The 21,489-nt window shown below is 59.9% G+C and carries 24 protein-coding genes; 17 read left to right on the top strand and 7 right to left on the bottom strand.

The annotated features are described in order from the left end of the window. Positions 1 to 46: 46 nt before the first annotated feature. The 6 genes from FHT93_RS00495 (at position 47) to FHT93_RS00470 (ending at position 6,111) form a co-directional block, all read left to right on the top strand. Positions 47 to 1,063 (top strand): ABC transporter substrate-binding protein, encoded by a 1,017-nt coding sequence (locus tag FHT93_RS00495; RefSeq protein WP_112968593.1) that lies wholly within the window; start codon positions 47 to 49, stop codon positions 1,061 to 1,063. 67 nt (positions 1,064 to 1,130) lie between these two features. Continuing rightward, a complete protein-coding gene (locus tag FHT93_RS00490) occupies positions 1,131 to 1,955 on the top strand; it encodes an ABC transporter ATP-binding protein (protein WP_112545166.1) in 825 nt (274 codons plus the stop codon). After that, positions 1,955 to 2,809, top strand: coding sequence for an ABC transporter permease (locus FHT93_RS00485; protein WP_113206773.1), 855 nt, complete (start codon positions 1,955 to 1,957; stop codon positions 2,807 to 2,809). The genes FHT93_RS00490 and FHT93_RS00485 overlap by 1 nt, the downstream gene beginning before the upstream one ends. Then, positions 2,809 to 4,122: a cytosine deaminase gene (locus tag FHT93_RS00480; RefSeq protein WP_183845881.1), complete on the top strand. Its 1,314-nt coding sequence runs from the start codon at positions 2,809 to 2,811 to the stop codon at positions 4,120 to 4,122. Before FHT93_RS00485 ends, FHT93_RS00480 begins: the two co-directional genes overlap by 1 nt. A 1-nt stretch (position 4,123) precedes the next feature. After that, positions 4,124 to 5,533 (top strand): FAD-binding oxidoreductase, encoded by a 1,410-nt coding sequence (locus FHT93_RS00475; protein WP_183845880.1) that lies wholly within the window; start codon positions 4,124 to 4,126, stop codon positions 5,531 to 5,533. After that, positions 5,530 to 6,111 carry an NAD(P)H-dependent oxidoreductase gene (locus tag FHT93_RS00470; protein WP_183845879.1) on the top strand — a complete coding sequence of 194 codons (582 nt, stop codon included), beginning with the start codon at positions 5,530 to 5,532 and terminating at the stop codon, positions 6,109 to 6,111. Before FHT93_RS00475 ends, FHT93_RS00470 begins: the two co-directional genes overlap by 4 nt. 156 nt (positions 6,112 to 6,267) lie before the next feature. Here the strand turns inward: FHT93_RS00470 and FHT93_RS00465 are convergent, their stop codons facing one another. The 4 genes from FHT93_RS00465 to FHT93_RS00450 all read right to left on the bottom strand — a co-directional run bounded on the left by FHT93_RS00465 (position 6,268) and on the right by FHT93_RS00450 (position 8,396). Next, positions 6,268 to 6,657, bottom strand: coding sequence for a RidA family protein (locus FHT93_RS00465; RefSeq protein WP_112545171.1), 390 nt, complete (start codon positions 6,655 to 6,657; stop codon positions 6,268 to 6,270). Between the two features lie 75 nt (positions 6,658 to 6,732). Next, positions 6,733 to 7,296: a methylated-DNA--[protein]-cysteine S-methyltransferase gene (locus tag FHT93_RS00460; protein ID WP_183845878.1), complete on the bottom strand. Its 564-nt coding sequence runs from the start codon at positions 7,294 to 7,296 to the stop codon at positions 6,733 to 6,735. A gap of 88 nt (positions 7,297 to 7,384) precedes the next feature. Continuing rightward, positions 7,385 to 7,972 (bottom strand): alpha/beta hydrolase, encoded by a 588-nt coding sequence (locus tag FHT93_RS00455; RefSeq protein ID WP_113147986.1) that lies wholly within the window; start codon positions 7,970 to 7,972, stop codon positions 7,385 to 7,387. Between the two features lie 127 nt (positions 7,973 to 8,099). Next, complete coding sequence (locus FHT93_RS00450) at positions 8,100 to 8,396, bottom strand: hypothetical protein (RefSeq protein WP_183845877.1); 297 nt, start codon at positions 8,394 to 8,396, stop codon at positions 8,100 to 8,102. 198 nt (positions 8,397 to 8,594) lie between these two features. Here FHT93_RS00450 and FHT93_RS00445 point away from each other — a divergent pair, with 198 nt between their 5' ends. The 5 genes from FHT93_RS00445 to FHT93_RS00425 all read left to right on the top strand — a co-directional run bounded on the left by FHT93_RS00445 (position 8,595) and on the right by FHT93_RS00425 (position 14,031). Then, a complete protein-coding gene (locus FHT93_RS00445) occupies positions 8,595 to 8,918 on the top strand; it encodes a hypothetical protein (protein WP_112545174.1) in 324 nt (107 codons plus the stop codon). A gap of 129 nt (positions 8,919 to 9,047) precedes the next feature. After that, positions 9,048 to 10,502 (top strand): deoxyribodipyrimidine photo-lyase, encoded by a 1,455-nt coding sequence (locus FHT93_RS00440; protein ID WP_183845876.1) that lies wholly within the window; start codon positions 9,048 to 9,050, stop codon positions 10,500 to 10,502. Continuing rightward, positions 10,499 to 11,836 (top strand): FAD-dependent oxidoreductase, encoded by a 1,338-nt coding sequence (locus FHT93_RS00435; protein WP_183845875.1) that lies wholly within the window; start codon positions 10,499 to 10,501, stop codon positions 11,834 to 11,836. The genes FHT93_RS00440 and FHT93_RS00435 overlap by 4 nt, the downstream gene beginning before the upstream one ends. After that, the gene (locus FHT93_RS00430) at positions 11,833 to 12,693 is read left to right on the top strand and encodes a DUF1365 domain-containing protein (protein WP_183845874.1); all 861 of its coding nucleotides are present in this window, start codon (positions 11,833 to 11,835) and stop codon (positions 12,691 to 12,693) included. Before FHT93_RS00435 ends, FHT93_RS00430 begins: the two co-directional genes overlap by 4 nt. Positions 12,694 to 12,771: 78 nt before the next feature. Continuing rightward, the gene (locus FHT93_RS00425; protein ID WP_112545178.1) at positions 12,772 to 14,031 is read left to right on the top strand and encodes a cyclopropane-fatty-acyl-phospholipid synthase family protein; all 1,260 of its coding nucleotides are present in this window, start codon (positions 12,772 to 12,774) and stop codon (positions 14,029 to 14,031) included. Here the strand turns inward: FHT93_RS00425 and FHT93_RS00420 are convergent, their stop codons facing one another. Next, entirely contained in the window at positions 14,032 to 14,865 is an 834-nt protein-coding gene (locus FHT93_RS00420) for an SDR family NAD(P)-dependent oxidoreductase (RefSeq protein WP_183845873.1), read from the bottom strand. Between the two features lie 98 nt (positions 14,866 to 14,963). Then, positions 14,964 to 15,623 carry a ChrR family anti-sigma-E factor gene (locus tag FHT93_RS00415; protein WP_183845872.1) on the bottom strand — a complete coding sequence of 220 codons (660 nt, stop codon included), beginning with the start codon at positions 15,621 to 15,623 and terminating at the stop codon, positions 14,964 to 14,966. 211 nt (positions 15,624 to 15,834) lie between these two features. Here FHT93_RS00415 and FHT93_RS00410 point away from each other — a divergent pair, with 211 nt between their 5' ends. The 5 genes from FHT93_RS00410 (at position 15,835) to FHT93_RS00390 (ending at position 19,689) form a co-directional block, all read left to right on the top strand. Beyond that, positions 15,835 to 16,875, top strand: coding sequence for a cysteine synthase A (locus tag FHT93_RS00410; protein WP_018115452.1), 1,041 nt, complete (start codon positions 15,835 to 15,837; stop codon positions 16,873 to 16,875). Positions 16,876 to 16,881: 6 nt separating this feature from the next. Next, complete coding sequence (locus tag FHT93_RS00405) at positions 16,882 to 17,619, top strand: alanyl-tRNA editing protein (RefSeq protein WP_113117181.1); 738 nt, start codon at positions 16,882 to 16,884, stop codon at positions 17,617 to 17,619. Positions 17,620 to 17,645: 26 nt separating this feature from the next. After that, positions 17,646 to 18,515, top strand: coding sequence for a 3-mercaptopyruvate sulfurtransferase (gene sseA / locus FHT93_RS00400; RefSeq protein WP_112545182.1), 870 nt, complete (start codon positions 17,646 to 17,648; stop codon positions 18,513 to 18,515). Positions 18,516 to 18,519: 4 nt separating this feature from the next. Then, the gene (locus FHT93_RS00395) at positions 18,520 to 19,080 is read left to right on the top strand and encodes a GNAT family N-acetyltransferase (protein WP_112545183.1); all 561 of its coding nucleotides are present in this window, start codon (positions 18,520 to 18,522) and stop codon (positions 19,078 to 19,080) included. Between the two features lie 99 nt (positions 19,081 to 19,179). Then, positions 19,180 to 19,689, top strand: coding sequence for a DUF1203 domain-containing protein (locus FHT93_RS00390; protein ID WP_183845871.1), 510 nt, complete (start codon positions 19,180 to 19,182; stop codon positions 19,687 to 19,689). 16 nt (positions 19,690 to 19,705) lie between these two features. Here the strand turns inward: FHT93_RS00390 and ald are convergent, their stop codons facing one another. After that, positions 19,706 to 20,824 (bottom strand): alanine dehydrogenase, encoded by a 1,119-nt coding sequence (gene ald, locus FHT93_RS00385; RefSeq protein ID WP_112545185.1) that lies wholly within the window; start codon positions 20,822 to 20,824, stop codon positions 19,706 to 19,708. A 158-nt stretch (positions 20,825 to 20,982) separates the two neighbouring features. Here ald and FHT93_RS00380 point away from each other — a divergent pair, with 158 nt between their 5' ends. Then, positions 20,983 to 21,444: an Lrp/AsnC family transcriptional regulator gene (locus tag FHT93_RS00380; RefSeq protein ID WP_018115458.1), complete on the top strand. Its 462-nt coding sequence runs from the start codon at positions 20,983 to 20,985 to the stop codon at positions 21,442 to 21,444. Positions 21,445 to 21,489 lie beyond the last annotated feature (45 nt).

Below are 21,489 nucleotides of genomic sequence, written 5' to 3'. Positions count from 1 at the left end.
GGGGGCCGAAAACGAGCTTCCAAGGCACCAGAAGGGGAACGCCGCCATGTCCAACAGATTGAAAACATCCGTATTTTCTGCCCTTCTTGGGCTTGGCGGCATGCTTGTCGCCAGTGCACCGGGCCATGCGCTCGACAAGGTCAGCTATGGCACCAACTGGCTGGCACAGGCAGAGCATGGCGGCTTCTATCAGGCAGTCGCCGACGGAACCTATGCAAAATACGGCCTTGATGTCTCTATCGTGCAGGGCGGGCCGAATGCCGCCAACAACGCGCTGCTGATCTCCGGCAAGATCGACTTCTATATGGGCGGGCCGCAGGGCGAAATCTCCGCCGTCGAACAGGGTATTCCGCTTGTCGACGTTGCCGCGATCTTTCAGAAGGACCCGCAGATCCTGATCGCTCATCCTGACGTCGGCATCGACAAGTTCGGGGATCTTGCGAAACTGAAGAGCCTGTTCCTCAGCAAGGATGGCTACCTCACCTATTTCGAGTGGATGAAGGCAAATTTTCCGGGGTTCAAGGACGAGCAGTACAAGCCCTACAACTTCAATCCAGGCCCGTTTCTTGCCGACAAGCAATCCGCCCAGCAGGGCTACCTGACCTCGGAGCCTTACGAGATCCAGAATCAGACCGGCTGGGAGCCGAAGGTCTTCCTGCTCGCCGACAACGGCTATTCGCCCTATTCGACGATGATCACCACGACCCAGCAGATGGTCGATACCAAGCCTGACGTCGTGCAGCGCTTCGTCGATGCCTCTATCGAGGGCTGGTACAGCTATCTCTACGGCGACAACAGCAAGGCTAATGCGCTGATCAAGAAGGACAATCCGGAAATGACGGATGGCCAGATCGCCTATTCGATCGCCAAGATGAAGGAATACGGCATCATCGAGTCCGGCGACGGCCTGGACAAGGGCATCGGCTGCATTACCGACGCTCACTACAAGAAGTTCTTCGACGAAATGGTAGCGATCAAGGTCTTCAAGCCTGAGACCGACTATACCAAAGCCTTTACGACGAAATTCGTCTGCAAGAACGTCGGCGCATCGCTGAAGAAATAAGCCTCCCAAGGCGGGCCTGTCGCCACCCGGCGGCGGGCCGCTTCCCCTTCGATAAAAGAGCGAGAGAATGTCCCTAGCGGAAACCAAGGCGGCGCCTTCGAAGGAGACTCGCAAGCGGCCGCTGGTCGTCATGCAGTCGGTCTCGAAGGTCTTTTCCAGCGGCACGATCGCGCTTTCGGGCATGTCGCTGACGGTCGAGAGCGGTGAATTCATCAGCCTTCTCGGCCCTTCCGGCTGCGGTAAATCCACGGCACTACGCATCATCGCCGGTCTCGGCGACGCCACGTCGGGCAAGATCGACTGGCCAAGTTCGCGCATCAATTCGCAGGGCCTGCCGGAGGGCGATATAGGCTTCGTCTTCCAGGAACCGACGCTGATGCCGTGGAAGACCGTGTTCGGCAATGTCTACCTGCCGCTGAAACTGCGCGGCGTTTCCAAGGCGCAGGCCAGGGATCGGATCACGGAGGTCCTTGCGACCGTCGGCCTGCAGGATTTCGCCGATGCCTATCCGCGGGAACTCTCCGGCGGCATGAAGATGCGTGTGTCGATTGCCCGCGCGCTGGTGACCAAACCAAAACTGCTGCTGATGGATGAGCCCTTTGCGGCGCTCGACGAAATCACGCGCCAGAAGCTCAATGACGACGTTCTGCGGCTGTGGAAAGCGACGGGCATCACCGTGATCTTCGTGACGCACTCCGTCTTCGAGTCTGCCTATCTTTCCAACCGCATCGTGGTGATGAAGGCACGGCCGGGCCGGGTGCATGCGGATTTTCCGCTGACGACAAGCCTCGAGCGGGATTCGCACTACCGGACTTCGGAAGAATACCGTCGGGCCTGCGAGACGGCATCGCGTTCGCTGATCGAGGCAATAGGCGGAGCGGAGGAACATTGATGAGCGTCGAGAGCATCGAAACAAGCGAGACCGCGCCCCTGTCCGTTCCCAATCCGATCAACGCAAAGAGGCGCGATCTGGCGCTTCGCATCGCTGTGCCTTTTCTGGTGATCGGCGTGCTGATCGTCATCTGGGAGTTCTACGTCGTGCTCTCGGGTGTTCCGCCTTATATCCTGCCCGGCCCTGGCGCTGTCGCAGCGGCCTTCATCAACGATTGGGGCACACTTGCCCCTGCCCTCTGGGTCACCACGCAGATCACCTTGATATCGCTTGTCCTGGCACTGATCGGGGGCGTGGGATTTGCGATCTTCCTGGTGCAATCGCGCTGGATCGAAATCGCCTTCTATCCGCTCGCTGTCATCCTGCAGGTCACACCGATCGTGGCGATCTCACCGCTGATCCTGATCTACGCGCCGTCGACGCAGGTGGCGCTCCTGATCTGCGCCTTCCTCGTCGCCTTTTTCCCGATCCTGTCCAACATGGTCCAGGGTCTGAAGAGTGTCGATCATAATCTCATCAACCTCTTCGAACTCTACGGCGCCTCGCGCTGGCAGACGCTGATCTACCTGAAGATCCCGGCCGCCCAGCCCTATTTCATGACCGGGCTTCGCATCGGCGGCGGCCTAGCGCTGATTGCCGCCGTGGTTGCCGAATTCGCCGCAGGTTCGGCGGGTGCCGGTTCCGGCCTCGCCTTCCGTCTGCTGGAATCGCAATATCGCATGAACATTCCCCGCCTTTTTGCCGCGCTCTTCATGCTGTCCATGCTCGGCGTCGCGATCTTTGCCATTACCTCCTTCATTTCATGGCTCAGCCTGCATCGCTGGCATGAGAGCAGCCTGAAGCGGGAAAATTGATGACCTATTCCTTCATGTCCCCCCCGAATGCGGGCCGTTTCGTGCTCGCCAACGCAACGCTTCCGGCTGTCGCCATCAGCGGCTTTGCTGCCGTCGCCAATGAAGGCCTCGTCAAGGCGGATATCGTGATCGCCGACGGTCTCGTCTCGGCAATCCTGCCTCCCGGAACAGCGCCAGCCGAATTCGCCAAGTCCGACATGCGGGAAGGCATGGTGTGGCCTTGCTTTGCAGATATCCATACGCATCTGGACAAGGGCCATATCTGGCCGCGCAAGCCCAATCCGGACGGAACCTTCATGGGTGCGCTGGAGGCGGTCGGCCGGGACCGTGAGGCAAACTGGTCGGCGGCGGATGTGCGCAAGCGCATGGAATTTTCGTTGCGCTCAGCCTATGTGCACGGCACCGGCCTGATCCGCACGCATCTGGATTCGCTGGCACCCCAGCACCGTATCTCCTTCGAGGTCTTTGCCGAGATCCGGGAGGAATGGAAAGACAAAATCGCCTTGCAGGCGGTCGCTCTCTTCCCGCTGGACAACATGGTCGACGAGGCATTTTTCGCTGATCTCGTTGCTGTCGTAAAGGACAAGGGTGGACTGCTTGGCGGTGTCACCAAGATGGGACCAGCACTCGACTGGCAGCTCGATACGCTTTTGCGCGCCGCGGCGGAGAACGGCCTCGATGTCGATCTGCATGTCGACGAGACCGAGGATCCACGCGCAGAAACATTGAAGGCGATCGCTGAAGCCGTTCTGCGCAACCGGTTCGAAGGCAAGGTGACGGCAGGCCATTGCTGCTCGCTGGCGCGGCACGATGACGATATCGCGCAGCGGACGGTCGAACTGGTTCAAAAGGCCGGGGTTTCGGTCATCTCGCTGCCGATGTGCAACATGTACCTGCAGGATCGCTATCCCGGCCGCACGCCGCGCTGGCGCGGTGTCACGCTGTTCAAGGAACTGGCGGCTGCCGGTGTCGAGACGGCTGTCTCCTCCGACAATACACGCGATCCCTTCTACGCCTATGGCGATCTCGATCCGGTCGAAGTGTTTCGTGAGGCCGTGCGCATCCTGCATCTCGATCATCCGCTCGACACCGCGGCACGCGTCGTCACGACGTCACCTTCCAAGATTGCCGGCAGGCCGCAGATGAGCCGCATTGCCGTCGGCAGCCCCGCCGATCTCGTGCTCTTCAGCGCCCGTCGCTGGAGCGAATTCCTTTCTCGTCCGCAGTCTGACCGCGTTGTGCTTCGCCGCGGCAAGGTGATCGACCGCAGCCTGCCGGATTACCGTGAACTCGATAGCGTCGTTGGAGCCTGACATGGCCGATTATCAGAAGATCAAAAAAGAACTCGAAGGTATCGCGATCGAGGACAATCCGGCGCTCGTTCGCCAGAAGAGCCGCGACTTCTACTGGTATTCGCCAATCCTGAAGGCGCAGCTCGATAATGTGACGGCCGATATCGTCGTCACGCCGAAAAACGAGGCCGAAGTCATCCAGACGCTAAAGGTCGCCTTCGCCCATGGCGTGCCCGTCACCCCGCGCGGCGCCGGCACGGGCAATTACGGTCAGGCCATGCCGCTCTCAGGCGGTATCGTGCTCAACCTTGCCGCCATGGACAGGATCAAGGAAATCCATCCCGGCCGCGTCATCTGCGAACCCGGCATCGTGATTGCCCAACTCGACAAGCAGACCAAGGCGCATTCCGGCCAGGAGTTGCGCTTCCATCCCTCGACCGCCCAAACGGCGACGGTCGGCGGCTTCATTGCCGGCGGGTCCGGCGGTGTCGGCTCGATCACCTGGGGCGGCTTGCGCGATCTCGGCAATATCCTGCGCCTGCGGGTCGTGACCATGGAGGCGGAGCCGCGGGTGCTCGATCTCACCGGCTGGGACCTGCAGAAGGTCAGCCATGCCTATGGCACCAACGGCATCATCACGGAAATCGAGATGCCGCTCGCGCCCGCCTATGACTGGGTGGATGTGCTGGTCGGCTATGATGACTTCATGGATGCAGTGCGCTTCTCCGATGCGCTGGCGAAATGCAACGGCATTCTCGTCAAGGAAATCGCGCCGATCGCGGCCCCTATCCCCCATGACTATTTCACCCGCCATAAGCCCTATATCCGCCAGGGCCAGTCGATCGTCGTGCTGATGATCGCGCCGCATTCCATGGATGCTTTCCTGGCTTTCACGGCAGCGCAGAAGGGCGAAATCATGTTCCGCTCCGATAAGGTCGAGAGCATGCGTGGCATTCCGCACGCCTATGAGCTAGCCTGGAACCATACAACGCTGCGTGCGCTCAAGGTCGATCCCACCTTCACCTATCTGCAGGTGCAGTATCCGGGACCGGATCATGTGGCCAAGGTGAAAAAGATGGTGGAGATCTTCGGCGATGAGGTGCCGGGTCATCTCGAATTCATCAAGTTCGATGGGCAGATCCAGTGCTCGGGCCTGCCGCTGGTACGCTATACGACAGAGGAGCGGCTGGAAGAGATCATCAAGATCCATCAGGATCATGGCTGCCCGATCTTCAACCCGCACCGCTATACGCTCGAAGAGGGCGGCATGAAGCGCACCGACAAGGTGCAGCTCGCCTTCAAGCATGAGACTGATCCGAAGGGGCTGCTCAATCCTGGCAAGATGATCGCCTGGGAGAATCCCAATTTCGATTTCGATGCCGGCAGGAACTACCTTTTCCCCGGCCTTGCCGCCGTCATGGAGGCTTCATGAGGGTTCTTGTCCTCCACTCGCACCCGGTCGAGGAAAGCTACGGCAAGGCGCTCTACAGACAGACCCTGGAGAGCCTCGCCAAGGCCGGGCATGAAGTGGATGCCTGCGATCTCTATGCCGAGAATTTCGATCCCGTCCTGTCGCAACATGATCGGCTCGTCTACCACGACTATCCCGACAATATTTCGCTGGTGAAACCCTATGTCGACAGGCTGAAGCGGGCCGAGGCGCTGGTCATCTGCACACCGGTCTGGAATTTCGGCTTCCCGGCGATCCTGAAAGGTTATTTCGACCGGGTCTGGCTTCCCGGCGTTTCCTTCGCGCTCGTGAACGGCAAGGTCGAATCCCGCCTGCGGCATATCAAGAAGCTTGGGGCGGTGCTGACCTATGGCGCGACACCTTTCCGCGCCTTCGTTGCCGGCAATCCGCCAAAGAAGATCGTGAAGCGTGTCTTGCGGGCGCAGATCGACCCGTTCAAGCCGGTTACCTTTCTCGCCCATTACGACATGAACAACTGCACCCCGGAGACACGGGCAGCGTTCCTGGCGAAAGTGAAGGACGCGATGGAGCGATTTTAGGGGCGGCTTGCATCGGTACACCTCACCGGGCGCACCCCGCATGGTGGTCGATCTCTTCGGCGCCGATATCGGCCAGCATGCGCGCACCGCCATGGGCGCTGCTGCCGCGCCGGTGCGCTGCCCCGTCGTGATCACCGCGGAGCTTGCGATCAAATCCTAGAAAACCTTCGCCGCCGTTACTTCCACTTCCACCAGGAATTCCGGCCGGGTAAAGCCGTTGATGATAATGAGCGTCGAAACGGGTTTCGGATCGAGCGTGAAGCGGTCGCGCACCGCCATATAGGCCGGGAAGTCTTCCCGCTTCGTCACGAAGCCGGAAATGCGGATGACATCAGCAAAACTCATCTCGGCCTCGGCGAGGATCGCCTTGATCGCTTCGAAGCAGAGCTCGGCCTGGGCCGTCACATCCTCAGGAATCTTTTCATCGAGGCCGATGCCGAGCTGACCTGACGTGACCAGCAAGGATGCGCCCGGCGGTATGAGCAGACCGTGATTGTAATTTCCGAAGGGACGGCGGACGGATGGCGGGTTGAAAATCTTCTTCATGAAAAAACCTCGCTATAGACAGAGATTTATAGCGAGGTTTTCCGCCGTATTCCAAGCACTTGCTTGCGATAGATCTCAGAAATCGAGGGATTGCTGGGCAGGAGGCGGTGGACCGACATGCACGCCTTCGAGCTCCAGCATGCGAAGCTTGGACGTCGAACCGCCAGGCGCCGAAAAGCCACCGATCTTTCCACCTGCCGCCAGCACACGATGGCAGGGAATGATGAGCGCGACAGGATTCTTCGCCATCGCCTGGCCTACGTCGCGCGCTGCCTCCGGTCCCACCCCGAGCTCCTTCGCCAGGGTGCCGTAGGTCGTCGTGCGGCCCCAGCCGATACGGCGCGCGGCGGCATAGATATCGCGGAAAAATGCGTCTTGGCCGTCAAGGTCAACGGCGACACTGGAGAAGTCGATTTCTTCGCCTTCGAAGTAACGCTTTACCGCAGCAACAGCGTCCAAAATCTGCGGCGTCGGCTTGCCCGGTTCGGCAGCCGGCAGACGACGCAGCAACAAGCGTTCTGTCGAATCGGCGCTTTTCGTGGGCAGCTGGAACCGCGTCACGCCAGCATCGCTCCAGGCGATGCCGCAAAAGCCGCCTGCGGTTTCAAAGATCAGGTATTGATGCACTTTCTGAGCCATGGTGAAGCCCTCACATTCCATCAGGTATCAGAATCGTATCGCGAGGGTGCAAGTTCAACCCGTTTCTTGCGCGTATCCCGATAAAATGTCAGGCCGATGCCGCGGTCGTGGCATGCGGGGATATCTGTGGTCTCTTTGCCTTCGCCTTGCCTTTCACCACATCAAACAGCGTATAGCCGCCGGTCCAGCGGCCAAAACCGCTGGCGATATTGATATGGCCTGCAAGCCCGATATTGCGAACTTCGGTTTTCCAGAGGCGGGTGTAGAAGCTCAAACGGTCGAGCGACATGTATTTGTCGTCGAGACTGCCGACGGTGAGGCTCGGAAAGGGAAGCGGGGTAGTCGGCATGGGGCCGAAAGCGAGCGACCCGGGATGCAGCCTTTCCGTGGCCGGCAAATCGCAGGGGGCAACCAGAAGCGCTCCCTTGATCCTGCGTGCCACTGGCCGGTCGGCAAGCCTCGCCGTCAGGATGCAGCCGAGGCTATGGGCAATGATATAGGCCTCTCCAGCTTCCAGCAGTGCCTGTTCCAGCCGCTCCATCCAGCGGTCCAGACGAGCATGATTCCAATCGTCCTGGCCGACCAGCCGGCTCTGCGGCACATCATCAAGCCAAAAGTGCTGCCAATGCCCCTCGTCGGAACCGAACAGACCCGGCACGATCAGGATTTTTGTCATTGCTGTCTCCTGGCGCAGGCGCAGCAGGCTGCTGCAACGCATCTCGGCCAGAATTATCCATAAATTTTATAGACTAAAGAAATGAAGCTCCAAAACCCGGAAGAAAGCTGGAAAATCCATCGCCGGATCAGAAATTGCTGCTCGACGAAAAAGTCGCCAGGTCGCAGGATATTCTGAGGCCGATTGCATCGTGGCAGCCTGTGCTCTCGCCCGCAGCCATTTCTCGCCCGGCAAAAAGCTGAATGCTTTCGACGCGGACGGGGCCGGCAGACCAGAGCAACGGGCGGTTGACATCGATGGCGGCAACCCGCTGCTCGGTGGCCTTTACGACGGTGGAAGCGAGCGCCATGCCGCCCAAGGTCAAGGCGAGAGCAAGTACCATCTGAAGGCAGAGATCGCCTGCCTCGCGCAGTGAAATGAACATGGCGGCCTCATGCCGTAAACGGGGATTCACTGCGCAGGTAAGGCAAGGAAGGGCGGAGGCAAAGCGGCTTTCGCGGTTAAGGTTTACGCGTAACCATCGCAATCACTTCAACCGCGCCGCTTAAATTTCGGAACAAGCAATCGCCTCGCGGGTTAGGCACATGTCACCAAAGATGAAAATCGAAGGAGGATAGCTCCCATGCGTAAATCCCTTATCGCCGCTTCGTTGCTTGCCATCGGCATGGCTTCGTCGGCATTTGCCCAGTCCAATCCCGACACTATCGGCCCGACCAACGGCGGCTCCACGGACCCGGGCTCGGGCAATTACTCCTCGGATTATACGAGTGACAGCAACGGCATTCATCCGGTTCCCTCAAGCGCGGTCGATCCGGCCACGACACAGAGCATCGGCGGCCAGGCCATCGATTGCCCCGGCATGGCGCAGCAGAACACGGGTGTCGATACGCGCGGCGGCGAAAGCGGCGCTTCGATCAGTGAGGCATGCCGCGAATACGACAACTGATCGGGCAAAGACCCGTTCGTTGAGAGAGGCCGGCTCGACCGGCCTTTTTCATGCGTGCTTCATGAAACTCCTGATCCGATTGCCCCGTACTTCCGTAACAGACAGGAGAGGCAGGACAGGGAGCAGCCATTGGCACGGGATATTGTTGCAAGACCGGTGATCGTGTGGTTTCGCAAGGATCTGCGCCTTGACGACAACAGGGCACTCCAGGCGGCATGCGCATCGGGGCGGCCGGTTATTCCACTTTATATTCGCGAACACGGGGAAGACGGCACCGGGCCGCTCGGTTCGGCTCAGGCATGGTGGCTGCACCATTCGCTGCATGCGCTCGATGGCGCGCTTAGAAAACGTGACGGCAAGCTCGTCCTGGCCAGCGGCCATGCCCGAAACGTGCTGGGCGACTTCGTCAGGCGAAGCGGTGCGGAAGCGGTATTCTGGAACCGTCGCTACGATCCGCCCGGCATTGCGATCGACACGCGCCTCAAGCATGAACTCGAAAAGCAGGCAATCGAGGTGCGCAGCTTCGGCGGCCAGCTCCTGCATGAACCGACGAAACTCAAGACATCAGGCGGCACGCCCTATCGCGTCTATACGCCGTTCTGGCGGGCACTCGAAGAAGATGGAGAGCCGGAAGCGCCTGTCGACATGCCTCAACGCTTCCGCTTCCCCAAAGAGTTTCCCGCATCTGAAACGCTCGCCTCTTTCAAGTTTCTGCCACGCAAGCCGAACTGGGCGAAGTCCTTCCCCGACATGTGGACGCCGGGGGAAGCCGCTGCCCACCAAAAGCTCCGGGAGTTCGTCGAAAACGCTCTTCCGGGTTACTCGGCTGACCGGGATTTCCCCGGCAAGGCGGCAACGTCCCTGCTCTCTCCGCATCTGGCACTCGGCGAGATTTCGCCAGCGCGTATCTGGGAGGCGACAAAGGGCCTTTCCCGCAGCATCCCATCCGACGATATCGTGCGCTTTCGCAAGGAACTGGCATGGCGGGAGTTTTCCTACCACCTGCTCTTCCATTTTCCCAAACTTGCAAGCGCCAACTGGAACGACAGTTTCGACGGTTTCGGCTGGCGACAGGATGAAGACGGATTCCATGCCTGGTGCAACGGCCAGACGGGCTATCCCATCATCGACGCAGGCATGCGCCAGCTTTGGCGCCATGGCTGGATGCATAACCGCGTCCGGATGATTACAGCCTCGTTTCTCATCAAGGACCTGCTGGTCGACTGGCGCCGAGGCGAAGCCTGGTTCCGCGACACACTCGTCGATGCGGACCCGGCCAACAATGCGGCCAGCTGGCAATGGGTGGCAGGTTCAGGCGCCGATGCCTCTCCCTTCTTCCGCATCTTCAACCCGGTTCTGCAGGGCGAAAAATTCGATGCGGACGGCAGCTATATCAGGCAGTTCGTGCCCGAGCTCGAAAATCTGGAGGACAAATATATCCACCGGCCGTTCGAGGCACCCGCGAGCGTGCTTGAAAAAGCTGGTGTCACGCTTGGTGAAACCTATCCCCAACCCATCGTCGATCATGCCACTGCGCGCCGGCGGGCGCTGAAGGTCTATAACGCCATAAAGGATGCAGCATGAACGCGCATGTTCCTTCGCTGCCACGCCGGCTCAAGGTCGCGGTCATAGGATCGGGCATATCGGGTGCATCGGCTGCCTGGGCGCTCAATCCTGTTCATGACGTGACGCTTTATGAGAAGGATGTCCGGCCGGGCGGCCATACGGCAACGGTCGATGTCGATTATGACGGGTTGAGCATTCCAGTCGACACCGGCTTCATCGTCTACAACGAGCACAATTATCCCAATCTGACCGCGCTCTTTGCGGAACTCGGCGTCGACACGCATGCCAGCGACATGAGCTTTTCGCTGTCGCTCGATCAGGGCAGGCTGGAGTGGAGCGGCGGCGGGCTCTCGTCGATATTCGCGCAGAAGCGCAATCTGCTGAACCCTTCCTTCCTCTGGATGATCCGCGAGATCCTGCGCTTCAACCGGACCTGCCTGGAAGATCGGGCAGCCGGGCATCTCGCCTCGCGCTCGATCGGCGATTACCTCGACTGGCGCGGCTTCTCGCCCGGTTTCACCAACAACTATCTGGTGCCCATGGCGGCGGCGATCTGGTCGACGCCATCAGCGCGCATGCTGCAATTTCCCGCCGAACATTTCGTCAATTTCTTCGACAATCACCGGCTGATCTACCGCCACCAGCATCAGTGGCGCACCGTCACCGGCGGCAGCCGCAACTATCTGAAAAGGCTTCTGTCACCGCTTGGCGACAAGGTAAGACTTGGCTGCGGGGTGCGCGGCGTAATACGCAAGGCGAAGGGCGTCATCCTCATCGACGAAGCCGGCGGCGAGGCTTTCTTCGACAAGGTGATCTTCGCCTGCCACAGCGACCAGACCTCGCGCCTGCTGATCGATGCGGCTGATCAGGAAAAGCGCCTGCTCGCTGCCGTCCCCTATCAACCTAACCGCGTTATCCTGCACCGTGATGCCAGTCTGATGCCGACGCGGCGCAAGATATGGGCCTCCTGGAACTATCTGCGCTCGAGCCATGGCGACGGTGGGGCGGGTGTAGCTGTTACCTACTGGATGAACAGGCTGCAGGGCATCGATCCGAATTTCCCGCTCTTCGTTACGCTGAACCCGGATCGCGAACCCGATAGCCGCAAGGTCTTTGCCGAGTTTACCTATGAGCATCCGCAGTTTTCCGCCGAAGCGATGGCAGCACAGCAGGCGATCGCGGTCATCCAGGGAAAGAACAATTGCTATTTCGCAGGCGCCTGGACCGGATATGGCTTCCACGAAGATGGACTTGTCTCCGGCCTTGCGGCGGCGGAAGCTCTGGGCGGCATCACACCCTGGCGAACCAACCGACCCTCCCCCCGTGAAACGATACTGGAAGCGATGGCATGATGGCATCGCGCAAAAGCCCCGACGCATCGAGATATGGCGTCAGCGTGACGCGAAACGGTCGTCCGCCGGACGCAGCGGCAGTGCTTTATGTAGGCAATGTCATGCATCAGCGCATGAAACCGTTTGGCCATCGCTTCCAGTATCGGGTGTTTTCGCTTGCTATCGATCTCGACCGTTTGGAAGAAGCCGACAGGCAATCGACGCTGTTTTCGGTCAACCGAAGCAATCTCGTCTCGTTCCATGAAGAAGACCATGCAGCAGGTGGAAAGCTGCGCTCCCATGCCGATGGCCTGCTTGCAGATGCCTGTGTCGAGCGACCGGCCAAAATCCTGCTCGTCTGCTATCCGCGGATCTTCGGCTACGTCTTCAATCCGCTTTCCGTCTATTATGCTTATGACGAGAAGGATTCAGTGATTGCGCTGATCTACGAGGTGCGCAACACGTTCGGCGAGCGGCATAGCTATGTCTGCCCCGTCGAGGAGGATGAAATCTTCGAAAGCGGTCTTCGTCAGACCTGCGAAAAGCTCTTTTACGTTTCTCCCTTCATTGGCATTGGAATGCGCTATCATTTCCGCATGCTGCCGCCCGGCCAGGAAATCCGCTGGCGCATCCTGGAAACCGATGCGGACGGACCGCTTCTTGCCGCAACGTTCGCCGGCCGGAAAAAGCCGCTGACTGGCCGGACGCTCGGTTTTCTTCTCACAACCACTCCCTTCCTGACCGTCAAGATCATGGCCGGCATTCACTGGGAGGCTCTGAAACTCTGGCTGAAAGGCGCTATCTACGTTCGCCGGCCACCACCTCCTCCGCCTGTCAGCGTGAAGCCGGCAAGCCGGCTTGCAGAAGCTGCGGAATGAATTTAGCGTTTGTCGCAATCGCCGGAGGAGAGGCGCAAGCATTGTCCTGACCGGCCCCAAAATACGGGAGGACGGACGGTGAGCAATATACAGGACTTGAACCAAGCGACCCGGGACGCGGTAACGCTGACGGCGGAGAATATTTCGCGCATCGTCAGAGACCTGCCGTTCAAGGCGAAGCTTGCGCTGCGCGGTTTGCTGGGCATACAGCAAGGGTCCCTTGCCGTCACGCTGCCCGACGGGCGCAAGGTGTTGATCAGGGGCGAGGCCGCCGGACCGAATGCAGCGCTCACGCTCCGGAATTGGAACCTTCCCGACCGGGCTCTGACCAGCGGCACCATCGGGATCGCAGAGACCTACATGGATGGCGACTGGGATAGCCCCGATATCACCGCCTTCCTCGAGCTGTTTCTCGTGAACGGCGAGGCCGCATACAGTTATTCTTATGGCACGAGCGGTGTCGGCCGCTTCGTGGAACGCATCCGCCATTGGATGAATGCCAACACCAAGGCCGGGTCCAGGCGCAATATCTCGGCCCACTATGACCTCGGCAATGACTTCTACAAGCAATGGCTCGATCCGAGCATGACCTATTCGTCAGCGCTTTATTCGACCGGTGCCAATGACCTGCAATCGGCACAGAGCGCCAAGTATCGGGCGCTGGCGGAAGCGACCGGCATCAAGCCCGGTGATCATGTGCTCGAGATCGGTTGCGGGTGGGGTGGCTTTGCGGAATTCGCGGCCAGCGAACTGAACTGCCGGGTGACCGGACTGACCATCAGCCGTGAGCAGCTTGCCTTCGCACAGGAGCGCATCAGCAAGGCAGGGCTAGGCGACAAGGTTGATTTCCGGTTCCAGGACTATCGCGACGAGACCGGTGTCTACGATCGCATCGTTTCCATCGAGATGTTCGAGGCCGTGGGCGAGAAATACTGGCCGGCCTATTTTTCCAAACTCAGACAATGTCTGAAGCCCGGCGGCAAGGCAGGGCTGCAGATCATCACTATCCGGCCCGAATCTTTCGAGCAGTATCGCAGCAATCCGGACTTCATCCAGAAATACGTCTTCCCCGGCGGCATGCTGCCGACGCGTCATCACCTTGCCGAACTCGGCAAGAAGATGGACCTGTCACTGGTCAGGGACTTCGGCTTCGGCCTCGATTATGCCCGTACGCTCGCGGAATGGCGCGAGCGCTTCTGGTCCGTGTGGCACAAGCTCCGGCCGATGGGTTTCGACGACCGGTTCAAGCGGCTCTGGGAATTCTACCTGTTCTATTGTGAGGCCGGCTTCCGCGCCCGCAATATCGATGTGCGGCAGGTGGTTTTTTCGCGCCGCTGATCATTCAGCCGGATGCGGTGTCGCCGGCCGGTGGCCTCTATCTAGAGGCCGCTCTCGCCAGCCTGTGAAACGGTTGACCAGCGGGAAATAGAGACCGTAAGGCAGTATCCGCAGGAACTTCAGCATGTAGGTGAAATGCCGGGGGAAAGTGATCTCGAACGCCTGCGTCTTCAGGCCTGCCGCAATGCGCTCCGCGGCGACCTCAGGCGAAATCAGTGCCGGCATCGGAAAGGCATTCTTGCGCGTTGCCGGCGTGTCGACAAAACCCGGATTGATCAGCTGGATACGGATGCCGATCTTGTCGAGGTCGAATTTCAGGCTTTCGGCCATGTTGATCAGGGCAGCCTTGGTCGCGCCGTAGGCGGCACTGGTCGGCAATCCCGTGTAGCCGGTCACCGAGGAAACGATGGCGACCTGTCCCTGCCCCTTCCCCTTCATGTGGCGGAGCGCCGGCAGGAGGCAATTGACGACGCCTGACAGGTTGACGGCAAAAGTCTCCTCGAAATCGGCTCTGTTCAGATCCTCGCCGTGAACGGGCTGATAGACGCCTGCGCAGAGGATGGCCATGGCGAGCGCGCCATGCTCGTATTCGATCGAGGCCATGACATGTTCCATGTCTTCGGCGTCGGTCACATCGCCGTCGAGCACGATGATGCTGCCGGGCAATCCTGATGCCTCGGCCTGCAATTCCACCAGTTTTTCGTGATTGCGGGCGGTGACGGCAACCCCGTATCCCTCGCCTGCGAGCTTCAGCGCCAGCGCTCGGCCTATTCCGGAACTCGCGCCGGAAATCCAGACGATACCATGCTCCGGGCGCGCGATGAAATTACGCATGACACTTCCTCCGGTCTGCCGATTTGAATACGAACACAGTCCGGAAGCTCCCCCATCTCTCCCGGGACAATGGCTCTATCACAGCATTGTGGCTGCTTTCAGCCGATGAGATCGCCAATGATCTGCCGGAAGGAGCCGGTGAGCTTGATCGGACCGTCCGAAACGGCAAAGGCGATGCAGGGCCGATCCTTCTCGGCGACGGGGCGATGGTCGATCGTGGCATCCGCAACCGAGATATCTCCCGGCCCGAAACGGCCGCGCTCGTCGTGGAAGGCGCCATCGAGGATGAGGATCAGTTCCATGCCCGCATGCGTGTGGGCAGGCAGCGCTCGGCCCGGCCGTATCCACATCAGGCTGACTTCGCAGCCGTCGATATCGGTCGCATATTCCTTGAAGCCCGGAAGGCGCTTGCGCCACGGCACGTCGTCAGCTTCGAAACCGACGAGATTGCGCAAGGCACGTGGAAAAAGAGCGCCCCGCGGACGTGACGGGGGCTTCGGAGGGGACGCAGGAGCCTTCGAGCCGAAGATTGCCGCAAGCTTCGCATCTCGGTCGCTGATCGGGCTTGCCGGCGTGCTTTCCAGAGCGTCTCCGGCCAACCGTTCAAGGTCGGCCACAAGGCCGCGATTGTCCGCCTTCATTTCGAGATGGGATTCCACGAGTACGCGGGCCGGCTCCGGGAGGGAGCCGGCAACATAATGCGCCATCAATGCATCGATCGTGTCGATATGCTCGTGAACCATGTCAGATTCGGTCACGCCTTGTTCCTGCGCCCGTGCTTGCTTTGTCGTCATCCATACGCCGAAAGTCAATCTTCGGATCACCGGCGCGCCTGGAGACGGCAATGGGCTGGAAGGGAAAGACTAATTTTATCGCGTGCCTGAAAGGCATGGAATAGGATTTCTTGCCAACGCCGCCTTGTGAAGGGAAAAGACCGTTCCTAAACTATGCGTAAACGAGGCAGATTCCATGACCTTCCACCCCTCCGTAATCGAGGCTATCGGCAATACGCCCCTCATCAAGCTCAAGGGTGTTTCCGAGGCAACCGGCTGCACCATTCTCGGCAAGGCCGAATTCCTCAATCCCGGCCAGTCGGTGAAGGACCGAGCGGCGCTCTATATCATCCGTGACGCCGAGAGGAAGGGCCTGCTGAAGCCTGGCGGTGTCATCGTCGAGGGTACGGCGGGCAATACCGGAATTGGCCTGACGCTCGTTGCCAAGGCGCTCGGCTATCGTACCGTCATCGTCATCCCGGAAACGCAGAGCCAGGAAAAGAAGGACGCGCTGCGCCTGCTCGGCGCCGAGCTCGTCGAAGTTCCGGCGGTTCCCTACAAGAACCCGAACAACTATGTGAAGGTTTCGGGTCGCCTTGCCGAACAGCTTGCCAAGAGCGAGCCGAACGGCGCGATCTGGGCGAACCAGTTCGACAACGTTGCCAACCGCCAGGCCCATATCGAAACCACCGCACCCGAGATCTGGAAAGATACGGATGGCAAGGTCGACGGCTTCATCTGCTCGGTCGGTTCGGGCGGAACGCTTGCCGGTGTTGCCGCGGGCCTCAGGGGCTTCAACAAGGACATCAAGATCGGCATCGCAGATCCCGAGGGTGCCGCGCTCTACGAATTCTACGCGAACGGCGCGCTGAAGTCGGAGGGATCGTCGATCACGGAAGGTATTGGCCAGGGGCGCATTACCGCCAACCTGGAAGGCTTCACGCCCGATTTCTCTTATCACGTCACCGATGCCGAATCGCTCCCCTACCTCTTCGATCTGGTCGAACATGAGGGGCTTTGCCTTGGCGGCTCCACGGCGATCAACATTGCCGGTGCGGTTCGCCTCGCCCAAGATCTCGGTCCCGGCCATACGGTCGTGACAATCCTCTGCGATTATGGCAACCGCTATCAGTCCAAGCTTTTCAATCCGGACTTCCTTTCGTCCAAGGGTCTTCCCATTCCTGCCTGGATGGTCGGCTCGACGGATATCAGAATACCCTACGAACCCGCAGCGTGAGCCTCCATGCCAGTCAATGCCCTCTACCGTGACGACTTCTACCTTTCCACATGTGAAGCGGTCGTCACGGCCGTCCACGAGGACGGGGGCATCGAGCTGGACCAGACTTGCTTTTACGCGACGTCTGGCGGGCAGCCGGGCGACACAGGCTTCTTCGAACGGGCTGACGGCTCCAGGATAGGGCTTGGCCAGGCGAAACATGGTGCGACCAAGGACATCGTCATTCATGTGCCGCAGGAGGGCGAGCCGCGGCCGGAGGTCGGCGAAAAGCTGGTTGTGCACATCGACTGGCCGCGCCGTTACAGGCTGATGCGCATGCATACGGCCTGCCATCTTCTTTCAGTCGTCTGCTCCTATCCGATTACCGGTGCTGCTGTCGGCGAGGATGAAAGCCGCGTCGATTTCGACATGAGCGACACGATCGACAAGGACGAGGTGACGGCCAGGCTGATGGACCTCGTCAACCAGAACCATCCTGTCTATGTTCAGTGGATCACGGATGAGGAGCTCGCCGCCAATCCCGGCATCGTCAAGTCGAAGAATGTGCGTCCTCCTGTTGGTCTTGGCCGTGTCAGCCTCGTCTGTATCGGAGAGAATTCAGCTATTGACAGCCAGCCCTGCGGCGGCACGCATGTTTCGGAAACTCAGGAAGTCGGCCAGATTCATATTGCCAAGATCGAGAAGAAGGGCAAAGAGAACAGGCGCTTCCGCATTCGCTTCGGCACGCCCGGCGACGAAGCCTGATAGACGATATTTTTGGGGAGATCATCATGAGCGACACCAAGAGCCGTTTCGTCGTTTCGGCCGACTGGCTACAGGCTGAACTCGGCAAATCCGATCTGCGCGTGCTCGACGCATCCTTCTATCTGCCGGCGCAGAAGCGCGATGCCGATGCAGAATATGCCGCCGGCCATATTCCGGGTGCGATCCGCTTCGATCAGGACAAAATCGCCGACCACTCGACGAACCTGCCGCACACGATCCCCTCGCCCGATCATTTCGCCGCCGAAGTCGGCAAACTCGGCATCAGCGAGAATGACCGTATTGTCGTCTATGACGGCATCGGCATGTTCGCCTCCCCGCGTGTGTGGTGGCTGTTCCGGGTCATGGGTGCAAAGAATGTCTTCGTGCTCGACGGCGGACTGGACGGATGGAAGGCTGAAGGCCGGCCGCTCGAAATCGAAACGCCACAATATGCGCCGGCGAGTTTCAAGACGAATTACGATTCCGACCGCGTCGTTCACCTCGAGCAGATGCGCGATATCGTTTCAAGCGGCGCCCTGCAGATCGCCGATGCCCGTAGCGCCGGCCGTTTCGCGGCCAGCGAACCGGAACCGCGCGCCGGCATGCGCTCCGGCCATATGCCAGGTGCCCGCAGCCTGCCTTCGGGCGTTTTCGCAAACCAGGGCCGTTTCAAATCGCTGCCGGAACTGAAGCAGACGATCGAGGATGCCGGTATCGATCTTTCGAAACCGGTCGTTACCTCCTGCGGATCGGGTATTACCGCAGCAATCATCACGCTGGCGCTGGAATCGCTCGGACATACCGACAACAAGCTCTATGACGGCTCCTGGAGCGAATGGGGCAGCCGCGAGGATACGCCTGTCGTTACCGGTCCTCCTGCAGCGGTCAAAGCCTGACGCCATGGGAAAGACGCCCGCCTCGCTCAAGGCCCATATCACGCGGCTTGAAATGGTCGCGCCGCCGAAGGCAAGCCTGCCCGTGCCCGTCAATATCCAGACGGCGATCATGCGCGCACCGGCCATTCCACTGCCTTTCTATCGCTATCTCTATCGACAGGTCGGGGCGCGCTGGCAGTGGGTCGACCGTCTGCGGATGAGCGACGAGGAGTTGACCGCCGCCCTGCACGACAAGCGCAACAATATCAGCGTGCTCTACGTCAATGGCGCGCCGGCCGGTTTCTACGAATATCTCTGCGAGGACGAGGATACGATCGAGCTCAGCCATTTCGGGCTCTTCGAGCACGCGCTCGGCCTCGGCATCGGCAAATGGTTCCTGCTCCAGGCTCTCTACGCGATCTGGACGCTGAACCCGCAAAAGGTCACGACGACCACCAACAATCTCGACCATCCGCGGGCATTGCAGCTCTACCAGATGTTCGGTTTTTCTCCCGTCTCCACCGGCACCGGGATCGTCAGACCATTAAGCGACAAGGAACTGCTGGAAATAGCCCGACGCGGCTGATCGAGCAGCGCCCAAACCTTCCCGGTTTCAGGCAAGAATCGGGTGGTTTGGACGGCCGCAAGGGCAGACACTATGGCAAAGCTCATGAGGAGATTTGCCATGAACAACATTCAATTTTCAGCCATGCCGACAGCTGATGCAGAAGCGCTGTGGAGCGGCGGCCGCGATGCCTACGGACGTCTGCCGGAAACAATGATCTCCGATGGTCCGGGCCACCCGTGCCGGCATTGTCTGCGCAATATCGGCGCTGGCGAAGAGCTGTTCGTCTTTGCCTATCGCCCCTTTCCGGAACTGCAGCCCTATGCCGAAACCGGGCCGGTCTTCCTGCACAAGCAGCCCTGTCAGCGCTATTCTTCCGACGAGGTCCTGCCTCCCGTCCTGACTACGAGCCCGGATTTCATTGTCCGCGGCTACGGCGAGAGCGACAGGATCGTCTACGGCACCGGCGCGGTGACGCCGATCGACAGAATTCCTTCCTATGCGGCCGAATTGCTCGCACGGCCCGATATCGCCTACGTGCATGTACGCTCCGCACGCAACAATTGCTATCAGTGCCGGATCGACAAAATAAAGGCACCAGCCCTTGCGGAAGCTGGCGCCCTTGCCTGACCTTGAGTCAGCTGGTTTACGCTACGTTCAGTGCGCTTTCAGGAGCCACTGCCTCGTAACCAAGCGCATCCGCGACCGGCTTGTTGGTGATGCGGCCCCGGTGGACGTTCAATCCGTTGCGCAGGTGCTTGTCCTCGGCAATGGCGCGCAGGCCGCGATCGGCCAGTGCGAGGCCGTGGACGAGCGTCGCATTGTTCAGCGCATGGGCTGATGTGACGGGAACGGCGCCCGGCATGTTGGCGACGCAATAATGCACGACGCCGTCGACGACATAGGTCGGTTCGGAATGCGTCGTTGCGTGCGAGGTTTCGAAGCAGCCACCCTGGTCGATGGCGACGTCGACGATGACGGAGCCCTTCTTCATGCCGGAGAGCATTTCGCGGGTCACAAGCTTTGGTGCGGCAGCGCCGGGGATCAGCACGGCACCGATGACCAGATCAGCAGTAAAGACCTCCTCTTCCAGTGCCTGGATGCTGGAATAGCGCGTGTGAATGCGGCCATTGAAGATATCGTCGAGCTGGCGCAGGCGCGGCAGCGACTTGTCGAGAATGCTGACATCGGCGCCGAGACCGGCAGCCATCTTGGCGGCATGCAGGCCGACGACGCCGCCGCCGATGATCGCAACCTTGGCCGGGAGAACGCCGGGCACGCCTCCGAGCAGGATGCCAAGGCCGCCATTGGCCTTTTGCAGCGCGGTGGCGCCGGCCTGGATCGAAAGTCGACCGGCGACTTCGGACATCGGCGCCAGGAGCGGCAGGCCACCGCGATCGTCGGTTACCGTCTCATAGGCGATTGCAGTAACGCCGGATGCGAGCAGACCCTTAGTCTGTTCCGGATCGGGCGCGAGATGCAGATAGGTGTAGAGGAGCTGACCGTCGCGGAGTTGCGCCCATTCCGAGGGCTGCGGCTCCTTGACCTTGACGATCATGTCGCACTTTTCGAAAATATCCTTGGCGGAGGCGGCGATCTTCGCGCCAGCGGCCACATAGGCGGCATCATCGGCACCGATGCCGGCACCTGCCTTCGTTTCCACCCATACCTCATGGCCATGGGCGACATATTCTCTGACCGAAGCCGGCGTCAGGCCGACGCGATATTCATGGTTCTTGATTTCCTTCGGGCAACCGACACGCATACGCGTTCCTCTCATTTTATGTCCGCATTTCGCAGAGCGTTTTCTTGCTGATAAATCCTCCCACCGCTGCAACGAAATGTCCTTGCAAAGAGGATTTGCATAAACATGAAGTTTCGAAGATTATTGCGTTGTCGCCCCAATTTTCGAAGGTTCTTCGAATGTCAGACCTCGACAATATCGATCTTGCGATTCTGAAGGCATTGCAGATCAATGCTCGCATCACCAATGCGGAACTCGCCGATAAGGTCGGGCTGTCGCCTTCGGCCTGTTCGCGGCGGCTCGACATTCTTGAAAAAAGCGGTGTCATCGGCGGCTACCATGCGCGGCTTTCGCACAAGGCGCTCGATTACAAGATGATCGCGATCGTGCACATTTCGCTGTCTGGCCAGTTCGCCAAGACATTGTCGGAATTCGAAGCGGCGGTGAAGCGCTGCCCGAACGTGCTCGTCTGCTATCTGATGTCCGGCGAGTACGACTATATCCTGCGGGTCGCCGCCCGCGATCTGGAAGATTACGAGCGCATCCACCGAGACTGGCTTTCGGCGCTGCCGCACGTGGTGAAGATCAACTCAAGCTTTGCGCTGCGCGAAATCATCGACAGGCCGAATGTAGGCCTCTGAGCCCTTGCAAAGCCCCCCGGAATCCTGTCCTAGCTTGACGTCGCG

The sequence above is a fragment of the Rhizobium sp. BK379 genome (assembly GCF_014193955.1).
Classification (GTDB): Bacteria; Pseudomonadota; Alphaproteobacteria; order Rhizobiales; family Rhizobiaceae; genus Rhizobium.
Note: the sequence above shows the minus strand (reverse complement) of the source record. Positions and strands in the feature narration are given on the sequence as shown.